The 23,874-nt window shown below is 75.2% G+C and carries 22 protein-coding genes; 14 read left to right on the forward strand and 8 right to left on the reverse strand.

All coding sequences use genetic code 11. From position 1 onward, the window contains the following. The first annotated feature begins 26 nt into the window (after nt 1-26). The 6 genes from CFLA_RS07785 to rny all read left to right on the forward strand — a co-directional run bounded on the left by CFLA_RS07785 (nt 27) and on the right by rny (nt 6,776). Entirely contained in the window at nt 27-269 is a 243-nt protein-coding gene (locus CFLA_RS07785) for a DUF3046 domain-containing protein (protein WP_013116774.1), read from the forward strand. A 4-nt stretch (nt 270-273) separates the two neighbouring features. Further along, nucleotides 274-2,448, forward strand: coding sequence for an alkaline phosphatase family protein (locus tag CFLA_RS07790; protein WP_013116775.1), 2,175 nt, complete (start codon nt 274-276; stop codon nt 2,446-2,448). Continuing rightward, nucleotides 2,445-3,245: an MBL fold metallo-hydrolase gene (locus tag CFLA_RS07795; RefSeq protein ID WP_013116776.1), complete on the forward strand. Its 801-nt coding sequence runs from the start codon at nt 2,445-2,447 to the stop codon at nt 3,243-3,245. The genes CFLA_RS07790 and CFLA_RS07795 overlap by 4 nt, the downstream gene beginning before the upstream one ends. Nucleotides 3,246-3,472: 227 nt before the next feature. Beyond that, a complete protein-coding gene (gene recA / locus CFLA_RS07800) occupies nt 3,473-4,513 on the forward strand; it encodes a recombinase RecA (RefSeq protein WP_013116777.1) in 1,041 nt (346 codons plus the stop codon). Nucleotides 4,514-4,518: 5 nt separating this feature from the next. Continuing rightward, nucleotides 4,519-5,124, forward strand: coding sequence for a regulatory protein RecX (locus CFLA_RS07805; RefSeq protein WP_013116778.1), 606 nt, complete (start codon nt 4,519-4,521; stop codon nt 5,122-5,124). 113 nt (nt 5,125-5,237) lie between these two features. Then, on the forward strand, nt 5,238-6,776 hold the full coding sequence (gene rny, locus CFLA_RS07810) for a ribonuclease Y (RefSeq protein WP_013116779.1): 1,539 nt from the start codon (nt 5,238-5,240) through the stop codon (nt 6,774-6,776). A 13-nt stretch (nt 6,777-6,789) separates the two neighbouring features. Here rny and CFLA_RS07815 read toward each other — a convergent pair whose 3' ends face one another. The 4 genes from CFLA_RS07815 to CFLA_RS07830 all read right to left on the reverse strand — a co-directional run bounded on the left by CFLA_RS07815 (nt 6,790) and on the right by CFLA_RS07830 (nt 10,161). After that, a complete protein-coding gene (locus tag CFLA_RS07815) occupies nt 6,790-7,668 on the reverse strand; it encodes an amino acid ABC transporter permease (protein WP_013116780.1) in 879 nt (292 codons plus the stop codon). Beyond that, a complete protein-coding gene (locus CFLA_RS07820; protein WP_013116781.1) occupies nt 7,665-8,321 on the reverse strand; it encodes an amino acid ABC transporter permease in 657 nt (218 codons plus the stop codon). The genes CFLA_RS07815 and CFLA_RS07820 overlap by 4 nt, the downstream gene beginning before the upstream one ends. Nucleotides 8,322-8,419: 98 nt before the next feature. Next, complete coding sequence (locus CFLA_RS07825; RefSeq protein ID WP_013116782.1) at nt 8,420-9,304, reverse strand: glutamate ABC transporter substrate-binding protein; 885 nt, start codon at nt 9,302-9,304, stop codon at nt 8,420-8,422. A 62-nt stretch (nt 9,305-9,366) separates the two neighbouring features. Continuing rightward, nucleotides 9,367-10,161, reverse strand: a complete 795-nt coding sequence (locus tag CFLA_RS07830; protein WP_013116783.1) for an amino acid ABC transporter ATP-binding protein — start codon at nt 10,159-10,161, stop codon at nt 9,367-9,369. Between the two features lie 145 nt (nt 10,162-10,306). Between CFLA_RS07830 and miaB the strand changes: the two genes are divergently transcribed. Together miaB and CFLA_RS07840 are read left to right on the forward strand one after the other, a co-directional pair. After that, nucleotides 10,307-11,923, forward strand: a complete 1,617-nt coding sequence (gene miaB / locus CFLA_RS07835; RefSeq protein WP_013116784.1) for a tRNA (N6-isopentenyl adenosine(37)-C2)-methylthiotransferase MiaB — start codon at nt 10,307-10,309, stop codon at nt 11,921-11,923. Between the two features lie 108 nt (nt 11,924-12,031). Continuing rightward, nucleotides 12,032-13,621, forward strand: a complete 1,590-nt coding sequence (locus CFLA_RS07840; protein WP_013116785.1) for an aspartate:alanine exchanger family transporter — start codon at nt 12,032-12,034, stop codon at nt 13,619-13,621. A 61-nt stretch (nt 13,622-13,682) separates the two neighbouring features. On the opposite strand, the gene CFLA_RS07845 is transcribed toward CFLA_RS07840, so the two are convergent. Together CFLA_RS07845 and CFLA_RS07850 are read right to left on the reverse strand one after the other, a co-directional pair. Further along, nucleotides 13,683-14,204 carry a type III secretion system chaperone family protein gene (locus tag CFLA_RS07845; RefSeq protein WP_013116786.1) on the reverse strand — a complete coding sequence of 174 codons (522 nt, stop codon included), beginning with the start codon at nt 14,202-14,204 and terminating at the stop codon, nt 13,683-13,685. Next, nucleotides 14,201-14,782, reverse strand: coding sequence for a type III secretion system chaperone family protein (locus tag CFLA_RS07850; protein ID WP_013116787.1), 582 nt, complete (start codon nt 14,780-14,782; stop codon nt 14,201-14,203). Before CFLA_RS07850 ends, CFLA_RS07845 begins: the two co-directional genes overlap by 4 nt. 72 nt (nt 14,783-14,854) lie before the next feature. On the opposite strand from CFLA_RS07850, the gene CFLA_RS07855 reads away from it, so the two are divergent. From CFLA_RS07855 to CFLA_RS07870, 4 genes are read left to right on the forward strand one after another with little or no spacing between them, the layout of a single operon-like run. Beyond that, the gene (locus CFLA_RS07855; RefSeq protein WP_013116788.1) at nt 14,855-15,616 is read left to right on the forward strand and encodes a class III extradiol ring-cleavage dioxygenase family protein; all 762 of its coding nucleotides are present in this window, start codon (nt 14,855-14,857) and stop codon (nt 15,614-15,616) included. After that, nucleotides 15,613-16,569: a tRNA (adenosine(37)-N6)-dimethylallyltransferase MiaA gene (gene miaA, locus CFLA_RS07860; protein ID WP_013116789.1), complete on the forward strand. Its 957-nt coding sequence runs from the start codon at nt 15,613-15,615 to the stop codon at nt 16,567-16,569. The genes CFLA_RS07855 and miaA overlap by 4 nt, the downstream gene beginning before the upstream one ends. Then, the gene (gene dapF, locus CFLA_RS07865) at nt 16,566-17,531 is read left to right on the forward strand and encodes a diaminopimelate epimerase (protein ID WP_013116790.1); all 966 of its coding nucleotides are present in this window, start codon (nt 16,566-16,568) and stop codon (nt 17,529-17,531) included. Before miaA ends, dapF begins: the two co-directional genes overlap by 4 nt. Continuing rightward, entirely contained in the window at nt 17,528-17,920 is a 393-nt protein-coding gene (locus tag CFLA_RS07870) for a TlpA family protein disulfide reductase (RefSeq protein WP_013116791.1), read from the forward strand. Before dapF ends, CFLA_RS07870 begins: the two co-directional genes overlap by 4 nt. On the opposite strand, the gene CFLA_RS07875 is transcribed toward CFLA_RS07870, so the two are convergent. Next, nucleotides 17,860-19,356 (reverse strand): MFS transporter, encoded by a 1,497-nt coding sequence (locus CFLA_RS07875; protein ID WP_013116792.1) that lies wholly within the window; start codon nt 19,354-19,356, stop codon nt 17,860-17,862. The two genes, CFLA_RS07870 and CFLA_RS07875, sit on opposite strands and share 61 nt — an antisense overlap. Beyond that, a complete protein-coding gene (locus CFLA_RS07880) occupies nt 19,353-19,970 on the reverse strand; it encodes a class I SAM-dependent methyltransferase (RefSeq protein ID WP_013116793.1) in 618 nt (205 codons plus the stop codon). Before CFLA_RS07880 ends, CFLA_RS07875 begins: the two co-directional genes overlap by 4 nt. 110 nt (nt 19,971-20,080) lie before the next feature. Between CFLA_RS07880 and hflX the strand changes: the two genes are divergently transcribed. After that, the gene (hflX, locus tag CFLA_RS07885) at nt 20,081-21,598 is read left to right on the forward strand and encodes a GTPase HflX (protein ID WP_013116794.1); all 1,518 of its coding nucleotides are present in this window, start codon (nt 20,081-20,083) and stop codon (nt 21,596-21,598) included. A gap of 77 nt (nt 21,599-21,675) precedes the next feature. Further along, nucleotides 21,676-23,835, forward strand: a complete 2,160-nt coding sequence (locus CFLA_RS07890) for an ATP-dependent DNA helicase (RefSeq protein ID WP_148234314.1) — start codon at nt 21,676-21,678, stop codon at nt 23,833-23,835. Nucleotides 23,836-23,874: the final 39 nt, after the last annotated feature.

Raw genomic sequence — 23,874 nt, forward strand, 5'->3', positions numbered from 1 at the left:
CCGGCCGGCGGTGGCAGGCTGGTGCCGTGAGGAACCGCGAGCTCGCCGACCTGGTCGCCGACGTGCTGGGCCCCGTCGAGGGCCGCCACCTGCTCGAGGAGCTCGTGCTGGACGCGCTCGGCGACCGCACGGGTGCGCAGGCGCTCGCCGCGGGCGTCGAGCCGCGTGACGTGTGGCACGCGCTGTGCGACGCGCTCGGCATCCCCGAGAAGGCCCGGTGGGGGACCGACCAGCACCGCCAGGCGCCGCCGCGGGCCGCCGGGCGCTGAGGCCGTGCCCGGCCACGGTCCCGCGTCCGACGGCGTGCCCGCGCCGGACCGTCCCGACCGCGCGCGCTGGCGGCCCCGCGCCGTCGACGTCGCCGACGCGCTGGTCGCGCTCGCGCTGAACGCGCTGGGCCTGGGCGCGGCGATCGCGCTCGTCGACGGCGTCAGCCTCACCGCGGCGTGGGCCGTGCCGCTCGTGGCGCTCGCGGTAGGCCTCGGCGACCTCGTGCTGCGCGCACCGCTGCGCCTGCTCGCGGCGGTCGCGGGCGTCGGTGGCGCGTTCGTCGCAGGCGTCGGCGCGCAGGTGCTCGTCACGTGGGCGGCCCTGGCCGTGGTGCCGGGAGTCGCGCTGCGGTCGGCCTGGTCGGTCCTGTGGGTCCTGCTGCTCACGGCCGTCGTCATGGCCGCCGGTCGCTGGGTGTGGGGCTCGAGCGACAACGAGTACGTCGTCGCCGACGTGGTGCGGCGGGCGCGGCGCTGCGCCCCCACGGCAGCGGGTCCGCGCCCCCCGGGTCTGCTCGTCGTGCAGCTCGACGGTGTGGCCGCACCCGTGCTCGAGCAGGCCGTCGACGCCGGCCTCGTGCCGACCATGCAGCGCTGGGTCGACGAGGGCACGCACCGCCTCGACGCCTGGTGGTCCGGCGTGCCGTCGACGACGCCCGCGGCGCACGCCGGGATCCTGCACGGTGCGGCGGACCGTATCCCGGCGTTCCGGTGGTGGGACCGGGAGCTGGGGCGGCTCGTCGTCACCAACCACCCGGACGACGCGGCGCTGGTCGAGGAGCGGCTCAGCGACGGCAGAGGGCTCCTGGCGGGCGGCGGGGCCGCGGTCGCCACGATGTTCTCGGGCGACGCGTCGGACGCCTACCTCGTGATGAGCCGCGGCCGGCGCCACGGCCTGGGGCCCGGGCGGGGGTACGTGCGGGTGTTCGCGCGTCCGTTCGTCCTCGCGCGCGGCGTGACGCTCGCGGTCGGGGAGGTCGTCAAGGAGCTGTACCAGGCCCGCCGCCAGAGCGTGCACGAGGTGCTCCCGCGCGTGCCGCGCGGGGGCTGGTACGTGCTCCTGCGCGCCGTGACCAACGTGCTGCTGCGCGACCTCGCGACGGCGCTCGTGGCCGAGGCGCTCGTCCGTGGGCACCCGACCGTGTTCGTGGACCTCGTCGACTACGACGAGATCGCGCACCACGCGGGTCCCACGCGGCCCGAGTCCCTGCGGGCGCTCGAGGGGCTCGACCAGGTGCTGCGCGTGCTCGAGCAGGTCGCCCGGGTCGCGCCGCGCGACTACGACGTCGTCGTGCTCTCGGACCACGGCCAGGCGCTCGGTGCCACGTTCGAGCAGGTCGAGGGTCGCTCCCTGCTGGACACCGTGCGCTCGCTCATGGCCGGCCCCGCGGGTGGGGCGCGCGTCGAGGGCGTCGAGAGCGCCGACGGTGAGGACTGGGGACCCGTGAACGCCCTGCTCACGAGCCTGCTGGGGCGGCCCGGCGACCGCGTGGTGCTCGGTCCCGACGCCGCGGGCGAGCACCGGCGTGGACGCCCGCGCCGCGAGGAGGGCGTGCCGCGCGTCCGGGAGCACGGCCGTGCGCAGGCGTCGCGTGGCGACCCGCCCGACGTGGTCGTCGTCGGCTCGGGCAACCTCGGGCTCGTCTGGTTCCCCGACGCCCCGCGGCGGCTGCACCTGGAGGACGTGCAGGAGCGTTGGCCCGGTCTGGTGCCCGGCCTCGCGGCCCGCCCGGCCGTCGGTGTCGTCGTCGCGGACTCGTCCGCGCACGGCCTGGTCGCGGTGGGACCGCGCGGCGTGCGGTTCCTCGAGGCGGGGGACGACGCCGTCGAGGGCGAGGACCCCCTGGCGCCGTACCCGGTCCGCGCGCTCGCCGACCTGCGGCGGGCCGCCCGGCTGCCGGACACCGGCGACCTGCTGCTCGTGTCCGCCGTGGGGCCGCGCGGGCAGGTCCACGCGTTCGAGGGGCAGGTCGGCTCGCACGGCGGGCTCGGCGGTGCGCAGAACGTCGCGTTCCTGCTGCACCCGACGTCGCTGGCGGTCGACGACGCCCGGTGCGAGGACGTCGACGGCCGGCGGGTGCTCGTGGGGCCCGACGCGGTGCACGCGCAGCTCGTCGCCTGGCTCGTCGAGCGCGGTGTGCGGGCCACGAGCACCGCGACCGTCGGGGAGGACGCGTGAGCGTCCGGGTGCGGTGGCTCGGGCACGCGACGGCCGTCCTCGACGTGGCCGGCGTGCGGCTCGTGACCGACCCTCTGCTGCGGCGCCACGCGGGCGTGCTGCGACGGCGCGGCGGGCGGGCTCCGCTCGCGTCGGACTGGCGCGGCGCGGACGTGGCACTCGTGTCGCACCTGCACCACGACCACGCCGAGGTCGGGTCGTTGCGCATGCTCGGCGACGTGCCGGTGCTCGCCGCGCCGTCGAGCGCGCACTGGCTGACCGCGCGCGGCCTGCGCGGGGTCGGGGTCGCGCCCGACGAGTGGCGCGCGGTTGCCGGGCGGGCGGGGGGTGAGGTGCGGGTCCGGACGGTCCCGGCCGAGCACGGCCACCGCCCGATGCCGCACCGGCCCAACGCCGCGACGGGGTTCGTGGTGCGGGGCGGCGGGCTGACGGTGTGGTTCGCCGGCGACACCGGTCCGTTCCCCGGGCTCGCGCACGTCCCCGACCTCGCCGGTGCCCCGGTCGACGTCGCGCTCGTCCCGGTCGGCGGGTGGGGGCCGCGCCTGTCGGGCGGGCACCTGGACCCGGTGGAGGCCGCGCGCGTGTGCGCGCTGGTCGGCGCGCGCGTCGCGGTGCCCGTGCACTGGGGGACGCTGCACGCGCCGGCGTCGCGGCGGCTGCCGCCGGGTTGGATGGACCGTGCGGGGCGGGCGTTCGAGGCGGCCGTGCACCGGCTGGCCCCCGACGTCGAGGCGTGCGTGCTGGAGCCGGGGCGGGCTGCGACGGTGACGCCCGGCGGAAGGACCGCGCGCGTCTGAGGACCCGTGCGGCGCGTCGCGCGTGTCGTGCAGGTCTCGAACACGTGTTCGGGTACCGTGGTCCACGGTGACACGGTCGACCCGACCACAGCCCCGCCCGGCGGCCTGCCGGTCCACGGGTGCGGCGGGCGGCGCGACCGGATGTCGGTGGTCGGGCATAGCGTCACCGCGACAACGACCAGCCCCCGCAGGCGCAGCGCGACGCTGCACGAGACACGAGGTGGACCATGCCCGCTGCTCCGGACCGTTCCAAGGCCCTCGAGGCCGCACTCAGCCAGATCGACCGCCAGTTCGGCAAGGGCTCGGTCATGCGCCTGGGGGACGAGGGGCGCGCGCCCGTCGAGGTCATCCCCACGGGCTCCATCGCGCTCGACGTGGCTCTCGGCATCGGTGGCCTGCCGCGCGGTCGCATCATCGAGGTGTACGGCCCGGAGTCGTCCGGCAAGACGACCGTCGCGCTGCACGCGGTGGCCAACGCGCAGCGGGCCGGCGGCATCGCGGCGTTCATCGACGCCGAGCACGCCCTGGACCCCGAGTACGCCAAGAAGCTGGGGGTCGACACCGACGCGCTGCTCGTCTCGCAGCCGGACAACGGCGAGCAGGCGCTCGAGATCATGGACACGCTGATCCGTTCGGGCGCGATCGACATCATCGTCATCGACTCGGTCGCCGCGCTCGTGCCCAAGGCCGAGATCGAGGGCGAGATGGGTGACTCGCACGTCGGTCTACAGGCCCGCCTCATGTCCCAGGCGCTGCGCAAGATCACCGGTGCGCTCAACGCGTCGGGGACCACCGCGATCTTCATCAACCAGCTGCGCGAGAAGATCGGCGTGTTCTTCGGCAGCCCGGAGACCACCACCGGTGGCAAGGCGCTGAAGTTCTACGCCTCGGTCCGCATGGACATCCGCCGCATCGAGACCCTCAAGGAGGGCACCGAGCCGGTCGGCAACCGCACGCGCGTCAAGGTCGTGAAGAACAAGATGGCCCCGCCGTTCAAGCAGGCCGAGTTCGACATCCTCTACGGCGTCGGCATCTCCCGCGAGGGGTCGCTCATCGACATGGGCGTCGAGCACGGGTTCGTGCGCAAGTCCGGTGCGTGGTTCACGTACGAGGGCGACCAGCTGGGTCAGGGCAAGGAGAACGCGCGCAAGTTCCTGCGCGACAACCCGGACCTGGCCAACGAGCTGGACAAGAAGATCAAGGAGAAGCTCGGCATCGGGGCGAAGGTCGACGCACCCGCCGACGCCCCGGTCCCGGTCGACTTCTGACCGGCGTGGGGGAGCCCACCGGCCGGTCCGCGGCGCGACGCCGCGGCCGGCCGACCACCGAGACGCCGGGCGACGGGCCCGCTGCCCAGGACGCCGAGCCGGATCCGGAGTCCGTAGCGCGCGGCATCGTGCTGCGCCGCCTCGCGGCGGCGGCCCAGTCCCGCGGTCAGCTCGCGGTCGCGCTCGCCCGGCGTGACGTCCCCGAGGACGTCGCGACGCGCGTCCTCGACCGCTTCACCGAGGTCGGGCTGATCGACGACCAGGAGTACGCGCGCATGTTCGTCCGTTCGCGGCACGCCGAGCGCGGCCTGTCGCGCCGTGCCCTGGGCGTCGAGCTGCGGCGCAAGGGGATCGACGACGACACGGCCGCGGTCGCGCTCGAGGACGTCGACGACGCCGACGAGGAGCAGACGGCGCGCGCGATCGTGCGTCGCCGCCTGCGGTCCACGGCGGGTCTCGAGACCCCCGTGCGCGTGCGGCGCGTGTGCGGCGCGTTGGGCCGCAAGGGATACCCCGGTGGGCTCGTGGCGCGCCTGGTGCGCGAGGAACTCGCGGCCGAGGGCGTCGACGACGCCGACGGCCTGCCGGAGGCCGGAGTCGACAACGACTGACCGGTCGCGCAGGGCGTGGTCGGACGTCCGCCGGGCGCGGCGACGCCACGCGGCGGCGCCGACCGGTGACAATGGGGTGCGGTGCTCGCACGAGCGCCCTGTCGGGAGGTGCTGTGGAACCGGAGCCGATCGCCATCGGTACGGTCGTGGGGCTGCTCGGGGCGTGCCTCGTCGCCCTCGTCCTGGTGCTCACCGCGCGGCGCGAGGCCGACCAGCACCGCCGCCGAGCCACCGAGGACGTCGCGCAGATCCGTGACGACGCGCGCGCGATGCTCGCCGACGCCGAGCGACGCGAACGGCGCGTCGCGGACCGCGAGCGGGCGCTCGCCGACCAGCGCTCCGAGCTCGCCGACCTGGAGCGCCGGACGCGCGCCGAGGCCGACGCGCTCGCCGAGGCGCGACGCGTCGGTGCCCGCGAGCTCGACAAGGCCGAGCGTGCGGCGGCAAGGACGCTCGCCGACGCGGAGCGCGCCGCCAACGAGCGGCTCGCCGACGCCCGGGAGCAGGCCCGCGCCGAGCTCGAGTCCGCCAGCGGTCTCACGCACGACGAGGCGCTCGCCGAGCTGACGCGCCGCATCGCCGACCAGGCCGTGGACGCCGCCGGAGCGCAGGTGCGCCGGGCCGAGGCGCAGGCCCGCCGCACCGCCGACGCGCGGGCACGGCGCATCGTCGCCACCGCGGTGCAGCGCGTCGCGGTGCCGACCAGCGCGCAGCCGGTCGTGACGATCCTGCCGTTGCCCTCGGACGAGATGAAGGGCCGGATCATCGGCAAGGAGGGCCGTAACATCCGGCACTTCGAGGCGCTCACCGGGGTCAACGTGCTCATCGACGAGACGCCGGACTCGGTGGTCCTGTCGTGCTTCGACCCCGAACGGCGCGAGGTCGCGCAGGTGACGCTCGAGGCGCTGATGCTCGACGGACGCATCCACCCGCAGCGCATCGAGGCCGCGTACGCCGAGGCTCTCGCCGGCGCGGACGACCGGCACGACGCCGCAGGCCACGAGGCCGCCGAGCGCGCCGGGATCGACCGGCTGCACGCCGAGCTCGTCCGCACCATGGGCCGCCTGCGGTTGCGCTCGTCCTACGGGCAGAACGTGCTCGAGCACCTCGTCGAGAGCGCACAGATCGCTGCGTCGATGGCCGCCGAGCTCGGGGCCGACGTCGACGTCGCCCGGCGCGGCGCCTTCCTGCACGATGTCGGCAAGGCGCTCACGGCGGAGGTGCCCGGCACGCACGCGCTCGTCGGCGCGGACCTCGCGCGGCGGCTCGGGGAGTCGGAGTCGGTCGTCAACGCCATCGCGGCCCACCACGACGAGGTGCCGCCCGCGACGGTCGAGGCGGTCCTCGTGCAGGCCGCCGACGCGATCTCCGCGTCCCGTCCCGGAGCGCGCCGCCAGGAGATCGACCAGTACGTCGAGCGCATGGGCGCGCTCGAGGCGCTCGTCGTCGCGCACCAGGGCGTCCGGCGGGCGCTCGCGATGGCGGCGGGGCGCGAGGTGCGCGTCGTCGTCGAGCCCGACGAGGTCGACGACCGTGCGCTGCCGCAGCTCGCCGCGACGATCGCCAAGCACATCGAGGCGGACCTCACGTACCCCGGCGAGATCCGCGTGACGGTCGTGCGCGAGCTGCGGGCCAGCGCGACGGCCGGCTGACGGCGGTCGCCGGTCAGGCCGGGGTGCTCGTCGTCGACGTCGTCCCGGGAACGGTTGCGTCGACCGGGGCCGCGGCCGTCCGCGGCGAACGTCCCTGCAGGCGCATCGCGAGACGCGAGAGCGCGATGTTGACGACCAGGTAGGTCCCCGCGCCCACGGCGAACAGCGCGACCACCGACGTGTTACCGAAGTACTGGGCGTTGTTCTTGATCGCGTTGAGCAGCTCGGCGTAGCCGACGATGAAACCGAGCGAGGAGTCCTTGAGCAGCACCACGAGCTGGGCGACCAGGCTGGGCGCCATGGTGCGCAGCGCCTGGGGCAGGAGCACCAGGCGCAGTGTCTGCCCGCGCGACAGCCCGACCGCGTACGCCGCCTCGGACTGGCCCTTCGGCAACGACGCGAGCCCGGCACGCACGATCTCGGCGATGATCGCCATGTTGTACACCGTGAGGCCGAACACCACTGCGGCGAACGCGCTCCACCCGAACCCGAGCAGCGCGAAGAACATCATGAGCAGCACCGGCAGGCCGCGGAACAGCTCGATGATCGCAGAGGCCACGCCACGAGCCGCCGTGAACCGCGTGGTACGCCACACCGCGAGCAGCAGCCCGAGCACGAAGGCGAGTGGCGCTGCCACGGCGGCGGCGCGCAGCGTGGCGCCCAGGCCGAGCACCAGCAGCGAGCGCCAGACGTCCGCCGCGCTCTGGTTCTTCGGTGGGTCCCACAGCACGGCCCACCGCTCCGGGTCGAACACGCCGCGGCCGGCGGCGTACCAGACACCGAGACCGACCACGGCGAGCACGACGAGCGCGGCGACCACGGAGCCGACCAGCTCGCGGCGGCGCGCACGCGGCCCGGGGGCGTCGTAGAGGATCGAGGTGGTGCGGCTCATCGGGCGAACGCCACCTTCCGCTCCAGGAGGTTCGCGAGCTGGCCCGCAGGGACCGTCACGACGAGGTAGAACAGCGCGACCCCGACCAGGACGAGCACGACGTCCGCAGGGTTCTGCTGTGCGAGCCGTCGCCCGGACGCCACCAGCTCGACGACGGCGAAGCCCGCCGCGACCGAGGTGTTCTTCGTCAGCGCGATGATGACGTTGATGAGCGGGGGGATCACCGTGCGGACCGCCTGCGGCAGGATCACGGTCGTCAGCGACTGCCCGAACGTCAGGCCGATCGCGCGCGCCGCCTCGGCCTGCCCGACGCCGACCGCGTTGATCCCCGAGCGCACGGCCTCCGCGACGAACGCCGACGTGTAGGCCGTGAGGCACACCACCGCGGTCCAGTACCCCAGGGGCAGGATCACCCCGAACTGGGGCAGCACGAGCACCGCGAAGAAGAAGATGAGCGTGAGTGGCATGTTGCGCAGCAGCTCGGTGTAGGCCGCCGCGAACGCGCGCAGCGAGCCGAGCGGCGAGACGCGCATGGCGGCGACGACCAGCCCGATCACGAGGGCACCGGCACCGGCGACCAGGGTGAGCTGGGCGGTCAGGCGGAAACCGGTCAGGTAGGCCGGCAGGTTGTCGGCGACGACCGAGAGGTCCACGCGCGTCCTCCGTGCGGGGGCTGGGTGGGGGAAGCAGAGCGGGGGAGCAGCCGTGGCGCCGTCGCCGCCGGGTGGGCGACGACGGCGCCGTCACGGCGTCAGTAGCGGTCGACGGTCGGAGGCTCCGGGGTCGGCAGCACGGTGCCGGCGGTGGACTCCCACGCCTCGGTCCACGAGCCGTCCTCGAAGCTCTCCTCGAGCACGTCGTTGATCCAGTTCCGGAACTCGGTGTCGTCGAGCGCCAGGCCGATGCCGTAGGGCTCCTCGGTGAACGGGTCGCCCCGCACCTCGAGGTCGTCGTTGTCCGCCGCGAAGCCGGCGAGGATCACGTTGTCGGTGCTGATCGCGTCGACCTGCCCGTTGCGCAGCGGCTCGATGCACTCGGAGTACGCGCCGAGGGCCTGCACCGTGGCGTCCGGGTAGTTCTCCAGCAGGTTCGCCTCCGGGGTCGAGCCGGAGACGGTGCACACGTTCTTGCCCGCGAGGTCCTCGGGGCCCTGGATGTCGGTGTTGGACTTCAGCGTGAGGATCGACTGACCCGCGAGGTAGTACGGGCCCGCGAACGACACGACCTCCTTGCGCTTGTCGTTGATCGTGTAGGTGGCGATGACGATGTCGACCTCGCCGTTCTCGATGAACGGCTCACGGTTGGCCGAGATCGACTCCTTCCACTCGATGTCCTCCGGCGCGATGCCGAGCTTGCCGGCGATGAGCTTGCCGATCTCGACGTCGAAGCCCTCGGGCACGCCGTTCGGGCCGACGAGGCCGAACAGCGGCTGGTCGAACTTGGTGCCGATGGTGATGCTCCCGGCCTCCGCGAGGCGGGCCATCGTCGAGCCCTCCGGGAACTCGGCGGTCTCCTCCGCGGTGCTCTCGCCCGCGGGCTCGGTGGTCCCGGCGTCGTCGGAGCCCCCCGCGCAGGCGGTGAGGGCGAGGACGGTGGCGGACATCAGGGCGATGAGCCCGGTGCGGACGGGTCGCATGGTGCGTCTCCTTCGGTGGCGTCGGCGCGGTGCGCCTGGGGCGAGTCGGAGTGTGGGTGCGGTCAGTGGGTGAGGATCTTCGACAGGAAGTCCTTGGCGCGGTCGCTGCGCGGGGCGGTGAAGAACGTCTCGGGCTCCGCCTCCTCGACGACCTGCCCGGCGTCCATGAAGACGACGCGGTGGGCGGCCCGGCGGGCGAAGCCCATCTCGTGGGTGACGACGACCATCGTCATGCCGTCGCGCGCGAGCCCGACCATGACGTCGAGCACCTCGTTGATCATCTCGGGGTCGAGCGCCGAGGTGGGCTCGTCGAACAGCAGGGCCTTCGGCTTCATCGCCAGGGCGCGGGCGATCGCCACGCGCTGCTGCTGCCCGCCCGAGAGCTGCGCGGGGAGCTTGGACGCCTGGTTCGCGACCCCGACACGCTCGAGCAGCTCCATCGCCGTGTCGCGTGCCTCCGCGGGGCGCACCTTCTTGGCCTTGACCTGGCCGAGCGTGACGTTCTCCAGGACGGTCTTGTGCGCGAACAGGTTGAAGGACTGGAAGACCATGCCGACGTCGGCGCGCAGCCGGGCGAGCTCGCGCCCCTCGGCGGGCAGGGGCCTGCCGTCGACCGTGATGGTCCCGGAGTCGATCGTCTCGAGCCGGTTGATCGTGCGGCACAGGGTCGACTTGCCGGACCCGGACGGTCCGATCACCACGACGACCTCGCCGCGGTGGACGGTGAGGTTGACGTCCTTGAGGACGTGCAGTGCACCGAAGTGCTTGTCGACGTGGTCGAGGACGATGAGAGGTTCACCGATCGCGCCCGTCGGGCCGTCCACGGTGCCGGGCTCCGTCGTGATGCTGTCGGCCATTGGTCGAACCTACGGGTGAGACGTTGCGAGCGCCAAGACTGGACGTCACGGTCCAGTAACGACCGGTGCGGCACGAGTCGTCCGCCCGGTCCGCCCGCCACCGCGGGTTCCGGAGCCCCGGGGTGTGCGACGTACCCTGGGGGCGATGTCCACGACCCTGCCCCTGCCTGCTCCGGCGCGCGCGACGGCGCCGCGCGCCGACGCCACCGCGCGCCCCGGCGGCGACGTGCTGACCTACCACGTCAAGACGCTCGGCTGCCAGATGAACGTGCACGACTCCGAGCACATGGCGGGCATGCTCGAGCAGGCCGGTTACGTGCCCGCGGATCCCGCGGACGCCGCGGCGGACGACGTCGACGTGCTCGTCATCAACACGTGCGCGGTGCGCGAGAACGCGGCCGACAAGCTGTACGGCAACCTGGGGCGTCTCGCGGGCACCAAGCGCTCGCGGGCCGGCGGCATGCAGATCGCGGTCGGCGGCTGCCTGGCGCAGAAGGACCGCGCCGGCATCGTCGAGCGCGCCCCGTGGGTCGACGTCGTGTTCGGCACCCACAACCTCGACGTGCTGCCGACGCTCCTGGAGCGGGCCCGGCACAACGCAGCCGCGCAGGTGGAGATCGAGGAGTCGCTCAAGGTCTTCCCGAGCACGCTGCCGACGCGCCGCGAGTCGGTGTACGCGGGATGGGTGTCGATCAGCGTCGGGTGCAACAACACCTGCACGTTCTGCATCGTGCCGCACCTGCGCGGCAAGGAGCGTGACCGACGGCCCGGGGACGTCCTCGCCGAGGTCGAGGCGCTCGTCGCGACCGGCGCGATCGAGGTGACGCTGCTGGGTCAGAACGTGAACTCGTACGGCGTCGGCTTCGGCGACCGGCACGCGTTCGGCAAGCTCCTGCGGGCGGTGGGCGCCGTGCCCGGGCTGGAGCGCGTGCGGTTCACGTCGCCGCACCCCGCGGCGTTCACGGACGACGTCATCGAGGCGATGGCGGCGACGCCGACGGTGATGCCGCAGCTGCACATGCCCCTGCAGTCCGGCTCGGACCGCGTGCTGCGGGCCATGCGCCGGTCGTACCGGGCGGACCGCTTCCTCGGCATCCTCGAGCGGGTGCGCGCGGCGATCCCGCACGCGGCGATCACGACCGACGTCATCGTGGGCTTCCCGGGGGAGACCGAGGAGGACTTCCGCGAGACGCTGCGCGTCGTCGAGGCGTCGAGGTTCTCGTCGGCGTTCACGTTCCAGTACTCCCCGCGACCCGGTACCCCCGCCGCGGACCTGCCCGACCAGCTCCCCAAGGCTGTCGTGCAGGAGCGGTACGAGCGGCTCGTCGCGCTGCAGGAACGCATCTCCGCCGAGGAGAACGCGGCGCAGGTCGGGCGGACGGTCGACGTGCTCGTCGCGCAGGGCGAGGGGCGCAAGGACGGCGCCACGGCCCGCATCTCCGGGCGGGCGGCGGACAACCGGCTCGTGCACCTGGCGCTGCCCGTCGGGCTCGACCCCGCCGACGCGCCCCGCCCGGGCGACCTCGTCACGGTCCAGGTCACGCACGGCGCCCCGCACCACCTCGTCGCGGACTCGGCGCTGGCGCCCGGTGGGCTGTTCCGCGTGCGCCGGACGCGCGCGGGCGACGCCTGGCAGGCGCGCGCGGAGGGACGCGAGGAGGAGCACGCGCACGGCGGCAGCGGTGGGGCGTGCGGTACCGGGGCGGCGCCGGCCGGGCCCGTCGTGCTCGGGCTCCCCGCGGTGGGACGCCCGCCCGCCTGAGGGCCCGCGCCCGGGCCTTCGGGCCCACGTGCGGACGTGGTGACGGGACTTCAATGAGGACGGCACCGCCGACCTCCTGCGGCGCCCGCCGCACCCCGTGGAGTCGTGATGTCCGAGGTCTTCGTCCTCCTCGCCGAGCAACCCGTCCTGCTGTTGTTCGTCGTCATCGGTATCGGCTCGGCGGTGGGGCACATCCGGGTCCGAGGGGTCGGGCTGAGCGCCGCCGCCGTGCTGTTCCTCGCGATCGCGCTGTCCGCGTGGGCGGCGTCCTACGGGATCGAGCTCGAGATCACCGAGGTGCTCGGCACGTTCGGCCTGGCGCTGTTCACGTTCTGCGTGGGCCTCGTCTCGGGCGCGACGTTCTTCTCGTCGCTGCGTCGCAGCCTCGGCCCGATCCTCGCGGTGGCGGGCGTGCTCGTGACGAGCGCGGTCGTCGCCGTGGGCGTCGGCGCGCTGCTCGGGCTCAGCAGCCCGGTCGTCGCCGGCGCCTGGGCGGGCGCCGTCACGAACACCCCGGCGCTCGCCGCGGCGCGCGACGCGGCGGGCGACGCGTCGAGCCCGACCATCGGCTACGCCGTCACCTATCTCTTCGGCGTCGTGGGGATGCTGGTGGCGGTCTCCGCCGCGCTGCGCAGCCGCTTCGACGACAAGGACACGCCGCCGACGCTCGTGACCCGCACCGTGCGCGTCGAGGCGACGGACGGGCCCCGCGTCCAGGACCTCGAGGAGATGCACGGCGACCGCATCAAGTTCTCGCGCGTGCGCCACGGCGAGCAGTCGCCCATCCGCACGGCGGACGCCACCGACCGGCTGCTGCTCGACGACCTCGTGACGGTCGTGGGACCCAGCGACGACGTCGAGGCGGTGACGCGCGAGCTCGGGCACGCGTCGTCGCACCGGCTGGAGGCCGACCGGCTCTACCTCGACATGCGACGCGTCACCGTCTCTGCCGAGCGCGCCGCGGGCCACACGATCGGCGAGCTCGACCTGCTGCACCGGTTCGGTGCGACGATCTCGCGCGTGCGGCGCGGCGACGTCGACGTCGTCGCGACGGACGACTTCCAGCTGCAACTCGGCGACAGGGTGCGCGTCATCGCCCCGCGCGAGCGGATGCGCGAGGTCTCGACGTGGTTCGGCGACTCCTCGCGCGGTCTGTCCGACATCACGCCCGTGGTGCTCGGGGTCGGCATGGCCCTCGGCATCCTCCTCGGCACCTGGGCGATCCCGGTCGGCGGCGGCGTGCTCAAGCTCGGCTCGGCCGCCGGCACGCTCCTCGTCGGCCTGGTGCTCGGTCGGGTGGGTCGCATCGGTCCGGTCGTCACGGCGATGCCGTACACCGCGGCCCAGGCCGTGGCCGAGCTCGGGCTGCTCGTGTTCCTCGCACAGGCCGGGTCGCGGGCGGGGGCGCAGATCGGCGACGCGTTCACCTCGGGGGAGTGGCTGCGCATCCTCGCGCTCGGCGTCGTCGTGACGTCGGTGGTGGCCGGGGGCCTGTACGTGGTGATGCGCCGCGTGTTCGCGGTCGGCGGGACGCGCCTGTCCGGGATCATGGGCGGCGTCCAGACACAGCCGGCGGTGCTCGCGTTCGCCAACGCGCGCACGGGGTACGACGCGCGCGTCGCGCTCGGGTACGCGCTCGTCTACCCGGCCGCGATGATCGTGAAGATCGTCCTGGGGCGCGTCCTCGGCGGTCTGTGAGCCTCGGGCGACCCGTGCGCCCGGGACGCCCGGGACGTGGACCCGCCGGTCGGTGCGGGGCTCAGTTGTCGGGCACGTCCGGCGGCGGTGCGCCCTCGGCCGGCACGATCGGCTCGAGCGCGGCGAACAGCTGGACGCCCGTGCCGAGGCCGCACGCCAGGAGCTGCGCGAGCTGCAGGTCGGTGACCCCGGGCTCGAGGTCGGCCGACACCTCGGCGTAGACCGCGAGCAGCCCCTCCTCCTCGCGCAGGTACGCCTTGGGCCAGATGCGCTCGCGGTTCCAGTCGTTGATCGCGAGCGACAGCGCGCGCCGTTGCTCGAGCGGCAGCGTGCGGTGCCACCGGCCGCGCACCTGCAGGATCTCCTGCTGCTCGCCGAGCAGCAGGAACCAGAACCTGCTGCCGTCCCACGTGCCCGTGAGGTCGCCGTCGTCGTCGACCACGAAACGGTAGCCGCGCCCCAGCAGGTAGTCGGCGACCCGGTCGCGCGTCAGCGGGCGCGGCGGCTCGTCGTCCACCGGGCGGGTCTTGGTGGGCTTCGGCAGTCCGCCGAGCACGCGCAGCAGCCAGCCCGGGGTGCTCACGGCGCCGCTCCCGCCGGGTCGGGGTACCGCTCGTCGAGCGCGTCGAAGAGCATGCTGCCGGTCGACAGTCCGCAGAACAGGATCTGGCTGAGCTGGGCGTCGGTGGCGCCGTGCTCGAGGTCGGTGGCGACCTCCGCGACGACGTGGACGCGGCCGTTGTCACGCACGCGCACGTACGCCTTCGGCCAGATGCGCTCGGCGTTCCACTCGTTGCACAGGTCGAGCACCTCCTCCAGCCGCTCGATCGCGAGCTCGCGGTGCCACTGCCCGCGCACCTGCAGGATCTCGGCCTGCTGGCCGAACAGGAAGAAGTAGAACAGCCTCCCGCGCCACAGTCCCCCGAGGTCCCCGTCGTTGTCGATGAAGTACGAGAACTGGTTGTCGGACATCCAGGACGCGATCCGCGCGGGCGACACCGGGCTCGGCGTGGTCGTCGCGTGCTCGGCGGAGCCCAGCTCGCGCACCAGCAGCTCCGCGACCCGGTCGTGCAGCTCGATGTCGTCGAGCGGCTGCGGCGGTGTCTGCGCGCCAGGGCGAGCGCCGGTCCACCGGCGGACGAGCTGACGGAACCAGCGCATGCGCCGACCCTACCTGCCGGGGCCGACGACGCGCGGTCCCGGCTGGGCCGGACGGGCGGCTACCGTCGGACCGTGCTCGTCGCCGCCGCCCTGGTCCCGGACACCGTCCTGCTGCTGCCCGGAACCGCCGGCCGCGGTCCGGACGACCCGGCGCTCGTCGCCCTGCGCGCAGCCGCGGCGTCGGCCGTCGCGCGCGCCGTCGGCGCCGGCGCTCGTGTCGTCGTCGTCGCCCCCGGGCCCGTCGACCGGTCCGTGACGGGCGAGCTCGCCGCCGGCGCGAGCGCCGCAGGGGTGCCGGACCACCTGCTCGCGTCACCCGCCCCGCGCGTGCGGCTGGTGCCCGCACCGGGCGGACCGGACGAGCGCCCCGGTGCGCCCCGCACGTCGGGTGTCGTCGGCGTGCGTCTCGCGCTCGCGGCGGGGGCGGCGGTCGAGCGGCTGCACCTGGTGGAGGTCGCCCCGGGTCCGCACGCGGCCCTGCGGGCGCTCGGGAGCGCGCTGACCGCGGCGGCCCCGACCGCGTTGGTGCTCGTGGGCTCGGGATCGGCGCGGCACGGGCCGGACGCGCCGCTGCCGCAGGACGCGCGCGCGGGGTCGTTCGACGCCCGGCTGGTGGCCGCCCTGCGTGCCGGTGGCCCGGCCGGTCGCGACGCCCTCGCTGCGACCGACGGCGAGCTCGCCACCGCGCTCGCGGTCACGGGCCGGGCGCCGTGGCAGGTCCTCGTCGGTGCGCTCGACGCGGCCGGGCCGGTCCCGCCGCCGGCCGTCGTCCTCCACGCGGCCGTGCTGCGGGGTGCCGCCCACGCGGCCGTGGCGTGGGAGGTCCGGCCGTGAGCCGCGTCGTGGCCCTCGTGGGACCGACCGCCACGGGCAAGTCCGACCTCGCTCTCGAGCTCGCGCAGGCCCTCTGTGCCGAGGTCCTCAACACCGACGCGATGCAGCTCTACCGCGGCATGGACGTGGGCACGGCCAAGCTGACGCCGCAGGAGCGGCGCGGGGTGCGGCACCACCTGCTCGACGTGCTCGACCCCCGGCAGGAGGCGTCGGTGGCGGACTACCAGGAGCTCGCGCGCGGCGTGCTCGCCGACCTCACGTGCCGTGACGTGCGGGCCGTCGCCGTCGGCGGGTCGGGGCTGTACGTGCGCGCGCTGCTCGACCGCATGGAGTTCCCCGGCACCGACCCGCAGGTGCGCGCGGCGCTCGAGGCGCGGGCCGAGGCCGAGGGGCCGCGGGCACTGCACGCCGAGCTCGCGGCCGCGGACCCGGCTGCCGCCGAGAGCATCGGACCGCGCAACGCCCGCCGCGTCGTGCGGGCGCTCGAGGTGATCGCGCTGACGGGCCGGCCGTACTCGGCGAGCCTGCCGCAGCACGAGTACGAGGTGCCCGCCCTGCAGATCGGCCTCGACGCCGACCGCGCCTGGCTGGACGAGCGCATCGAGCGGCGCGTCGCACGGATGTGGGACGGCGGGCTGCTCGACGAGGTGCGCCGCCTCGCGGACCACGGTCTGGGACGTACCGCGGCGCGCGCCGTCGGGTACGCGCAGGCCCTGGCGCAGCTCGCGGGCGAGCTCGACGAGGACGCCGCACGCGCCGCGACGGCGGCGGGCACCCGGCGCCTGGCACGCAAGCAGATGGGCTGGTTCGGCCGTGACCCGCGCGTGCACTGGCTCGACGCGCGCGACCCACGGCTCGTCGAGCGCGCCCTCGACCTCGTCGCGGACGCCGACGCAGGCCGGCTGCCCGAGCCCGACCTCGCCACACCGGTGCGCCGTACCCTGGGGTCGTGACCGTCACGCCCGCCCCGCTGCCCGCCGCGACCGCCGCCGACGCCGACACGCTCGCGGTGACCAAGGGGCACGGTACGCAGAACGACTTCGTGCTCCTCGACGACCGCGACGGCGCGCTCGACCTCGCACCCGTGCTCGTCCGGCGGCTGTGCGACCGTCGCGCCGGGGTCGGCGGCGACGGCGTGATCCGGCTCGTGGCGAGCGAGCTCGTGCCGGACGCCCCGGACGACGCGCGCGGCACCGCCTGGTTCATGGACTACCGCAACGGCGACGGCTCGGTCGCGCAGATGTGCGGCAACGGCGTGCGGGTCTTCGCCCGCTACGCACAGCACCTGGGTCTGTGGGACCCGGAGGACGGGCCGCTGGAGGTCGGGACGCGTGCAGGCGTGCGCACGGTCGTCGCGACCGCGCCCGAGGTCGGCGACGGTCCGTGGTTCACCGTCGGCATGGGCGTCGTGACGCTCGTCGGCGGGGACGACGCGCTCGCGTCCGGCGGCGACGCGGAGGTCCACGTGGGCGGCCTCGCCGTCACGCGACCCGGCCTGTCGGTCGACGTGGGCAACCCGCACACGGTCGTCGTGCTGGCGCAGGAGGGTGACCTCGAGCAGGCCGACCTCACGTCCGCGCCCGTCGTGCGGCCGGTGCCCGCCGACGGCACCAACGTCGAGCTCGTCGTGCCGCTGGGCGAGGAGCACGCGGCCGACGGCACGGCTGTCGGCCGGGTGAGGATGCGCGTCCACGAGCGTGGCGTCGGGGAGACCCGGTCGTGCGGCACCGGCGCGGTCGCGGCGGCCGCCGCCGTGCGCGCGTGGGGTGGCCCGCAGGCCCCCGCCGTCTGGCTGGTCGACGTCCCCGGCGGCACGGTGCGCGTCACGCTGCACCCTGACGGGCGTGCGGACCTCGCCGGCCCGGCGGTCCTCGTCGCCGAGGCGCGGGTGGACCTGGCGGCCCTGCCGGCGTGAGTGCGCCCGTGCACGACGACGTGCCGAGCGGTGGCGCCGTCGCCGCGCCCGGTGCCCTGCTCGACGTCCGAGGTCTGACTGGCGCGACGCCAGGGGAGCGGGCGACGCTGCTGCAGGTCTCCACGGCGTTCTGCGCGCCCTGCCGTGCCACGCACCGGGTCCTCGCGCGCGTCGCGGCCGCCGTGCCCGGTGTGCGGCACCTCGACGTCGACGTGGCCGACGCCCCCGCGCTGGCGGCGGCGCTCGCGGTGACGGCCACGCCCACGGTCGTCGTGCTCGACGCGGCCGGCCGCGTGGTGGTCCGTGCCGAGGGGGTGCCCGCGCCCGGTCAGGTGGCGGCGGCGCTCGCCCGGGCGCTGCCGGAGGACGGGTCGGGCTCGACGTCCTGACGCTCCGTCCGCGGTACGCCGACGCGCGGCGCGACGAGGAGAGCGGCCACGGCCAGCGCGGCCGTGAGGGCGAAGGCACCGACGAACGGGCCCGGTCCCCCGTACGGCCCGTCGCCTCCCGCGGCGACGAACACCACGCCCGTCAGCGCGAGCGCGAGCGCCGCCCCGACGGAGTCGGCGATCGAGTTGGCCGCGCTGTTGCGCCCCTGGTCCTGCGGTGCCGACCAGCCGAGCAGGAGCACGTTGAGCCGGGACGAGGCCAGCCCCATGCCGGCGCCCGACGCGGTCCACACCGCGACGACCACACCGGCGGGCAGGTCGAGCGCCGTCGCGAGCGCGGCACCCGCGACGCCGACGACGAGCAGCGTCGCGCCGGTCCGCACCGCGGTGCGGCTGCGCAGCCGCGACCCGAGACGGCCCTGCACGACCGACGACGCCGACCACGCCAGCGCGGCGGTCGACAGACCCAGCCCGCTCGCGGTGGCGCCCCAGCCGTCGCGGTCCACCAGGAGGTAGGGCACGTAGACCTGTGCGCCGAAGAAGGCGCCGGACAGCAGACCGCGCGTCGAGATCACCGACGGCAGCCCGTGGCGCACCCGCAGCGCGCCGACCGGGAGCAGCGGGCGGGCCGCGGCGACGGCCACGACCGCGGCGCCGACCGCGACGACGGGCGACCACGGCACGGGCAGCGTGGCCGCCACGTTGAGCGCGAGGATCGCGACCGCGACGAGCACCGCCCAGCCGACCCGCCGCGCGGCGTCGCCCGGGTCGTCGGTACCCGCGTCGGACGGGGCGGCGGGGGTCGGGGCAGCGGCGGCCGGCGCTGTGCCGTCCGCCTCCGCGCGGCCCAGCCGGCGGACCGTGGCGAGCAGCGGGACCGTCGCCGGCAGCACGAGCACCGCGACGCCGAGGAACACCCACCGCCAGCCGGCGAGCTCGGCGACGAGCCCGGCGAGCGACGGCCCGACGATCGACGGCAGCACCCACGCCGTGGAGAACCACGCGAACACCCGGGGGTGCAGCACGGGCGGGTAGGCGCGCGCGACGGCGACGAGGAGCGTGACGTTGACGACCCCGCCGCCGAGGCCCTGGGCCAGCCGCCCGGCCACGAGCACGGGCATGCTCTGCGCCGCCCCCGCGACGACGAGCCCGGTGACGAACAGCGCCACGCCCGTGGCGAACGGCGCAGCAGGCCCGCGCCGGTCGGCCCAGGCACCCGCGACCACCATCCCGACGGCGCCCGTCGCGAGCGGCCCGGCGAACGCGAACGCATAGAGCTCACGGCCGCCGAGCAGGTCGGCGACCTGCGGCATCACCGTGGTGACCGCGAACGACTCGAACGCCACCAGGACGACGAGCGCGAACATCGCGTACGCGGTCGTGCGTCGCGCCCGCCACATCGCGTCCGGCGCGGTGTCGACGTCCGGGGCGGTCACGGGCCGTACCGGAGCACGCGGAATCCCTTGGCGCTCGCCTCGCGCGTCGTCGGCAGGCCCGCCTCCTCGGTCAGCCAACGCTGCAGCGGGTCCGCACCCAGGTGGCGTCCGACGACGAGCCACGCCTCGCCGCCCGGCGCGACGCGTGGCAGCCAGCGCAGGAGCAGCTCGCGGAGCGCGGGCTTGCCGATCCGCACCGGCGGGTTCGACCACAGCGCGGCGAACGCGACGTCGACGGGCACGTCGTCGGGCGTCGCCGCGACGACGTTGCCCAGCCCGAGGCGCGCGGCGTTGCGTCGCACGAGGTCGAGCGCCCGCTCGTTGACGTCGACCGCCCAGACGCGCGCGTCGGGGGAGAGCAGCGCGAGCGTCAGCGCCACGGGCCCCCAGCCGCAGCCCAGGTCCAGCAGGTCGCCGGTGGCCGGCGGTGCGGGCACGGTGCGCAGCAGCACCTGCGTGCCGAGGTCGACGTGGTCGGGCGAGAACACGCCACCGGCCGTCTCGACCTCGGCGTCGCGCCCGGCCAGGCGGACGCGGATCGCGCGGCGCTCGCCGGCCGAGGCCGGCCGGGCCGTGAAGTAGTGGTCGCCCTGCGGGCCGTCGGTACCGCTCACCGGGCGAGGTTAACGCCGCCAGGCGGGTGTGCCCGCAGCGAAATCCCGTCGCTGCGGTCGTACGTGCGTGCGATCCTGGACACACCCGACGGCCGGACGAGAGGACACGCGTGGACGACAGGGAGCACACCACCGACGAGGCGCGCGAGGCGCCGGTGCGCAGCGCGCAGGAGGTGGCCGACGACGTCGTCGCTCGTGTGCTCGCCCGTGCCGGGACCGCGCTGCAGGACGGCGCCACGGCGCACACCACGTTCGACGGCGACCAGCTCGACCTCGAGGAGCGCACGTCGCTGCGCCGCGTCGCGGGCCTGTCCACCGAGCTCGAGGACGTCACGGAGGTCGAGTACCGGCAGCTGCGCCTCGAGCGCGTCGTGCTCGTGGGCCTGTGGGGCGCGGGCACGGTCGAGGAGGCCGAGATCTCGCTGCGCGAGCTCGCGGCGCTCGCCGAGACCGCGGGGTCGCAGGTCCTCGACGGCCTGCTGCAGCGCCGCCGCACGCCCGACCCCGGGACGTTCCTCGGCTCGGGCAAGGCCGCCGAGCTGGCGGGCCTCGTCGCCGCCGTGGGCGCCGACACCGTCGTCGTCGACGGCGAGCTCGCGCCCTCGCAGCGTCGTGCGCTGGAGGACGTCGTCAAGGTCAAGGTCGTCGACCGGACCGCGCTGATCCTCGACATCTTCGCCCAGCACGCCAAGTCACGGGAGGGCAAGGCGCAGGTCGAGCTCGCGCAGCTCGAGTACCTGCTGCCGCGGCTGCGCGGCTGGGGCGAGTCGATGAGCCGGCAGGCCGGTGGGCAGGTCGGCGGCGCCGGTGCCGGCATGGGCTCGCGCGGTCCCGGTGAGACGAAGATCGAGCTCGACCGCCGGCGCATCCGCACGCGGATGGCGAAGCTGCGACGCGAGATCGCCGCGATGGAGCCGGCCCGGCAGACCAAGCGCGCGTCGCGGCGGCGCAACGCGATCCCGTCGGTCGCGATCGCCGGGTACACCAACGCCGGCAAGTCGTCCCTGCTCAACCGGTTGACGCACGCCGGTGTGCTCGTGGAGAACGCGCTCTTCGCGACGCTCGACCCGACGGTGCGGCGTGCGGAGGCGGCGGACGGACGGGTCTACACGCTGGCGGACACCGTCGGCTTCGTGCGGCACCTGCCGCACCAGCTGGTCGAGGCGTTCCGCTCGACGCTCGAGGAGGTCGCCGACGCCGACCTCATCCTGCACGTCGTCGACGCCGCCCACCCGGATCCCGAGGGGCAGATCGCTGCCGTGCGGCACGTGTTCGCCGACATCCCCGGCGCGATGGACGTGCCCGAGATCATCGTGCTCAACAAGGCGGACCTCGCGGCGCCCGAGGCGGTCGCCCGGCTGCGCTCGCGCGAGGTGCACTCGATCGTCGTCTCGGCGCACACGGGGGAGGGCATCGACGAGCTGAGCGCGCTGATCGCGGACCAGCTCCCGCGCCCCGGCGTCCAGGTCGAGGTGGTGGTGCCGTACACGCGGGGTGACCTGGTCAGCCGGGTCCACGAGCACGGTGAGATCGACCTGGAGGAGCACACCGAGGCCGGCACGCGGCTGCGCGCACGCGTCGACGCGGGGCTCGCCGCCGAGCTCGAGGAGGCGTCCGGCGCGGCCTGACCGCGTCGCCGACGACCGGCGCGCACCCGCCGACGGCGCGTGGCCTGGCTGTGGGCGGATCCGACTACGCTGACGCGGTGCCCGAGCCCGATCCGTCGTCCGCCACGGCCGTCGGCGTCACCGACCCACGCGCGGCGCACGGACGCGCCGAGGTCGACGAGCTCCTCGACCTCGCGGTCGGTGCCCTCGGAGGGGGGCGGCGGCGCGACGGGCAGCACCGGATGGCGCAGGCAGTCGCCGACGCGCTGCGCACGGGAGAGCACCTGCTGGTGCAGGCGGGCACCGGGACAGGCAAGTCGCTCGGCTACCTCGTCCCGGCCGTCCGGCACGCCGTGCAGACGGACGAGCGGGTCGTCGTCTCGACGGCGACGCTCGCGCTGCAGCGCCAGGTCCTCACGCGCGACCTGCCGCTGGTGACCACGGCCCTCGCCGACCGGCTGCCGCGGCCGGCGCAGATCGCCCTGCTCAAGGGATGGCACAACTACCTCTGCGTGCACAAGCTCGCCGGCGGCTACCCCGCGGACGAGCAGGGCACGCTGTTCGACGTCCCCGAGCGTGCCGGCGCCGCCGAGCACCCACCGCCGGCCGATGAGGGCGACAGCGTGCGCGAGTCGCTCGGCGAGCAGGTCGTGCGTGCGCGCGAGTGGGCGCAGGAGACGGCCACGGGTGACCGCGACGACCTCGTCCCGGGCATCTCCGACCGCGCGTGGCGCCAGGTGTCCGTCACGGCGATGGAGTGCCTCGGCGGCGTGTGCCCGATGCTCGCCGAGTGCTTCCCGGAGGCCGCGCGCGCACGTGCGCGCGAAGCCGACGTCGTCGTCACCAACCACGCCATGCTCGGCATCGCGGCGTCCGGGTCGCCCGGCGTGCTGCCGGAGCACCAGGTGCTCGTCGTCGACGAGGCGCACGAGCTCGCCGACCGGGTGACCGCCCAGGCGACCGCCGAGCTCTCCGCCGCGACGATCGAGCACGCGGCACGGCTCGCAAGGCGCCACGGCGGCATCCCGACGACCGACCTCGACACGGCCGCGCAGCACCTCGCGAGCGTCATCGTGCCGCTGCCCGAGGGGCGCTTCCCGCGCGGTCTGCCCGCGGACGTGCACCTGGCCGTCGCGGCCGTCCGCGACGCGGCGCGCACCCTCCTGACCGCGCTCAAGCCCGACGCGAGCACGCGCGACGACGGCGGCCGCAAGATGGCCGTCTCGGCGATGCTGGCGCTGTTCGAGGTCGCCGAGCGCATGGCGGCCGACCCCGAGCAGAACGCGTCGACCGTCATGTGGTGCGCGCGCGGCGAGGACCGCCGCGGCATGACGACGACCCGGCTGCACGCCGCTCCGCTCGCGGTCGCCGGGCTGGTCCGGAGCCACCTGCTCACCGGGCGCACGGCGGTACTGACGTCGGCGACGCTCACGCTGGGCGGGTCCTTCGAGCCCGCGGCACGGTCGGTCGGGCTCGCCGTGCGGCCCGACGCCGCACCCGTGGGACCGGTCGTGCTGCCGGGCACGGGCGCGGCGGACGACGGCACGCTCGAGGTCCCGGCGCCGCCCGCACCCACGGACGACGTGCCGCGCTGGCGCGGGCTCGACGTGGGCAGCCCCTTCGACTACCCGCGGCAGGGCATCTGCTACGTCGCACGCCGCTTGCCACCGCCGGGGCGCGAGCCGGCGACCGACGCGCAGCTCGACGAGATCGCGACCCTCGTCGAGGCGGCCGGTGGCCGCACGCTCGGCCTGTTCACGTCACGGCGCGCGGCGACCGTCGCGGCCGAGGCGATGCGGGAGCGGCTCGACGTGCCGGTGCTGCTGCAGGGCGACGACCAGCTGCCGACCCTCGTGCGACGCTTCGCCGACGACGAGCGGACGTGCCTGTTCGGGACGCTCTCATTGTGGCAGGGCGTCGACGTGCCCGGCCCCGCGTGCCGGCTGGTCGTCATCGACCGCATCCCGTTCCCGCGGCCCGACGACCCGGTGCGGTCGGCCCGCGCGGACGCGGTCGCGGCGGCGGGGGGCAACGGGTTCATGTCCGTCTCCGCGACCCATGCGGCCCTGTTGCTCGCGCAGGGCGCGGGACGGCTGGTGCGCTCGGGGGACGACCGTGGCGTCGTGGCCGTGCTCGACCCCCGGCTGGCCACGGCACGCTACGGGGAGTTCCTGCAGCGTTCGATGCCGCCGTTCTGGCGCACGACGGACCGTGAGCTGGTCGTCGCCGCGCTGCGACGGCTGGCCGCGGACCACTAGACTCGTGACCGCGCGTGCCGTACCGGGCGGGCCCGCGTC

Source organism: Cellulomonas flavigena DSM 20109 (assembly GCF_000092865.1).
Taxonomy (GTDB): Bacteria; Actinomycetota; Actinomycetes; order Actinomycetales; family Cellulomonadaceae; genus Cellulomonas; species Cellulomonas flavigena.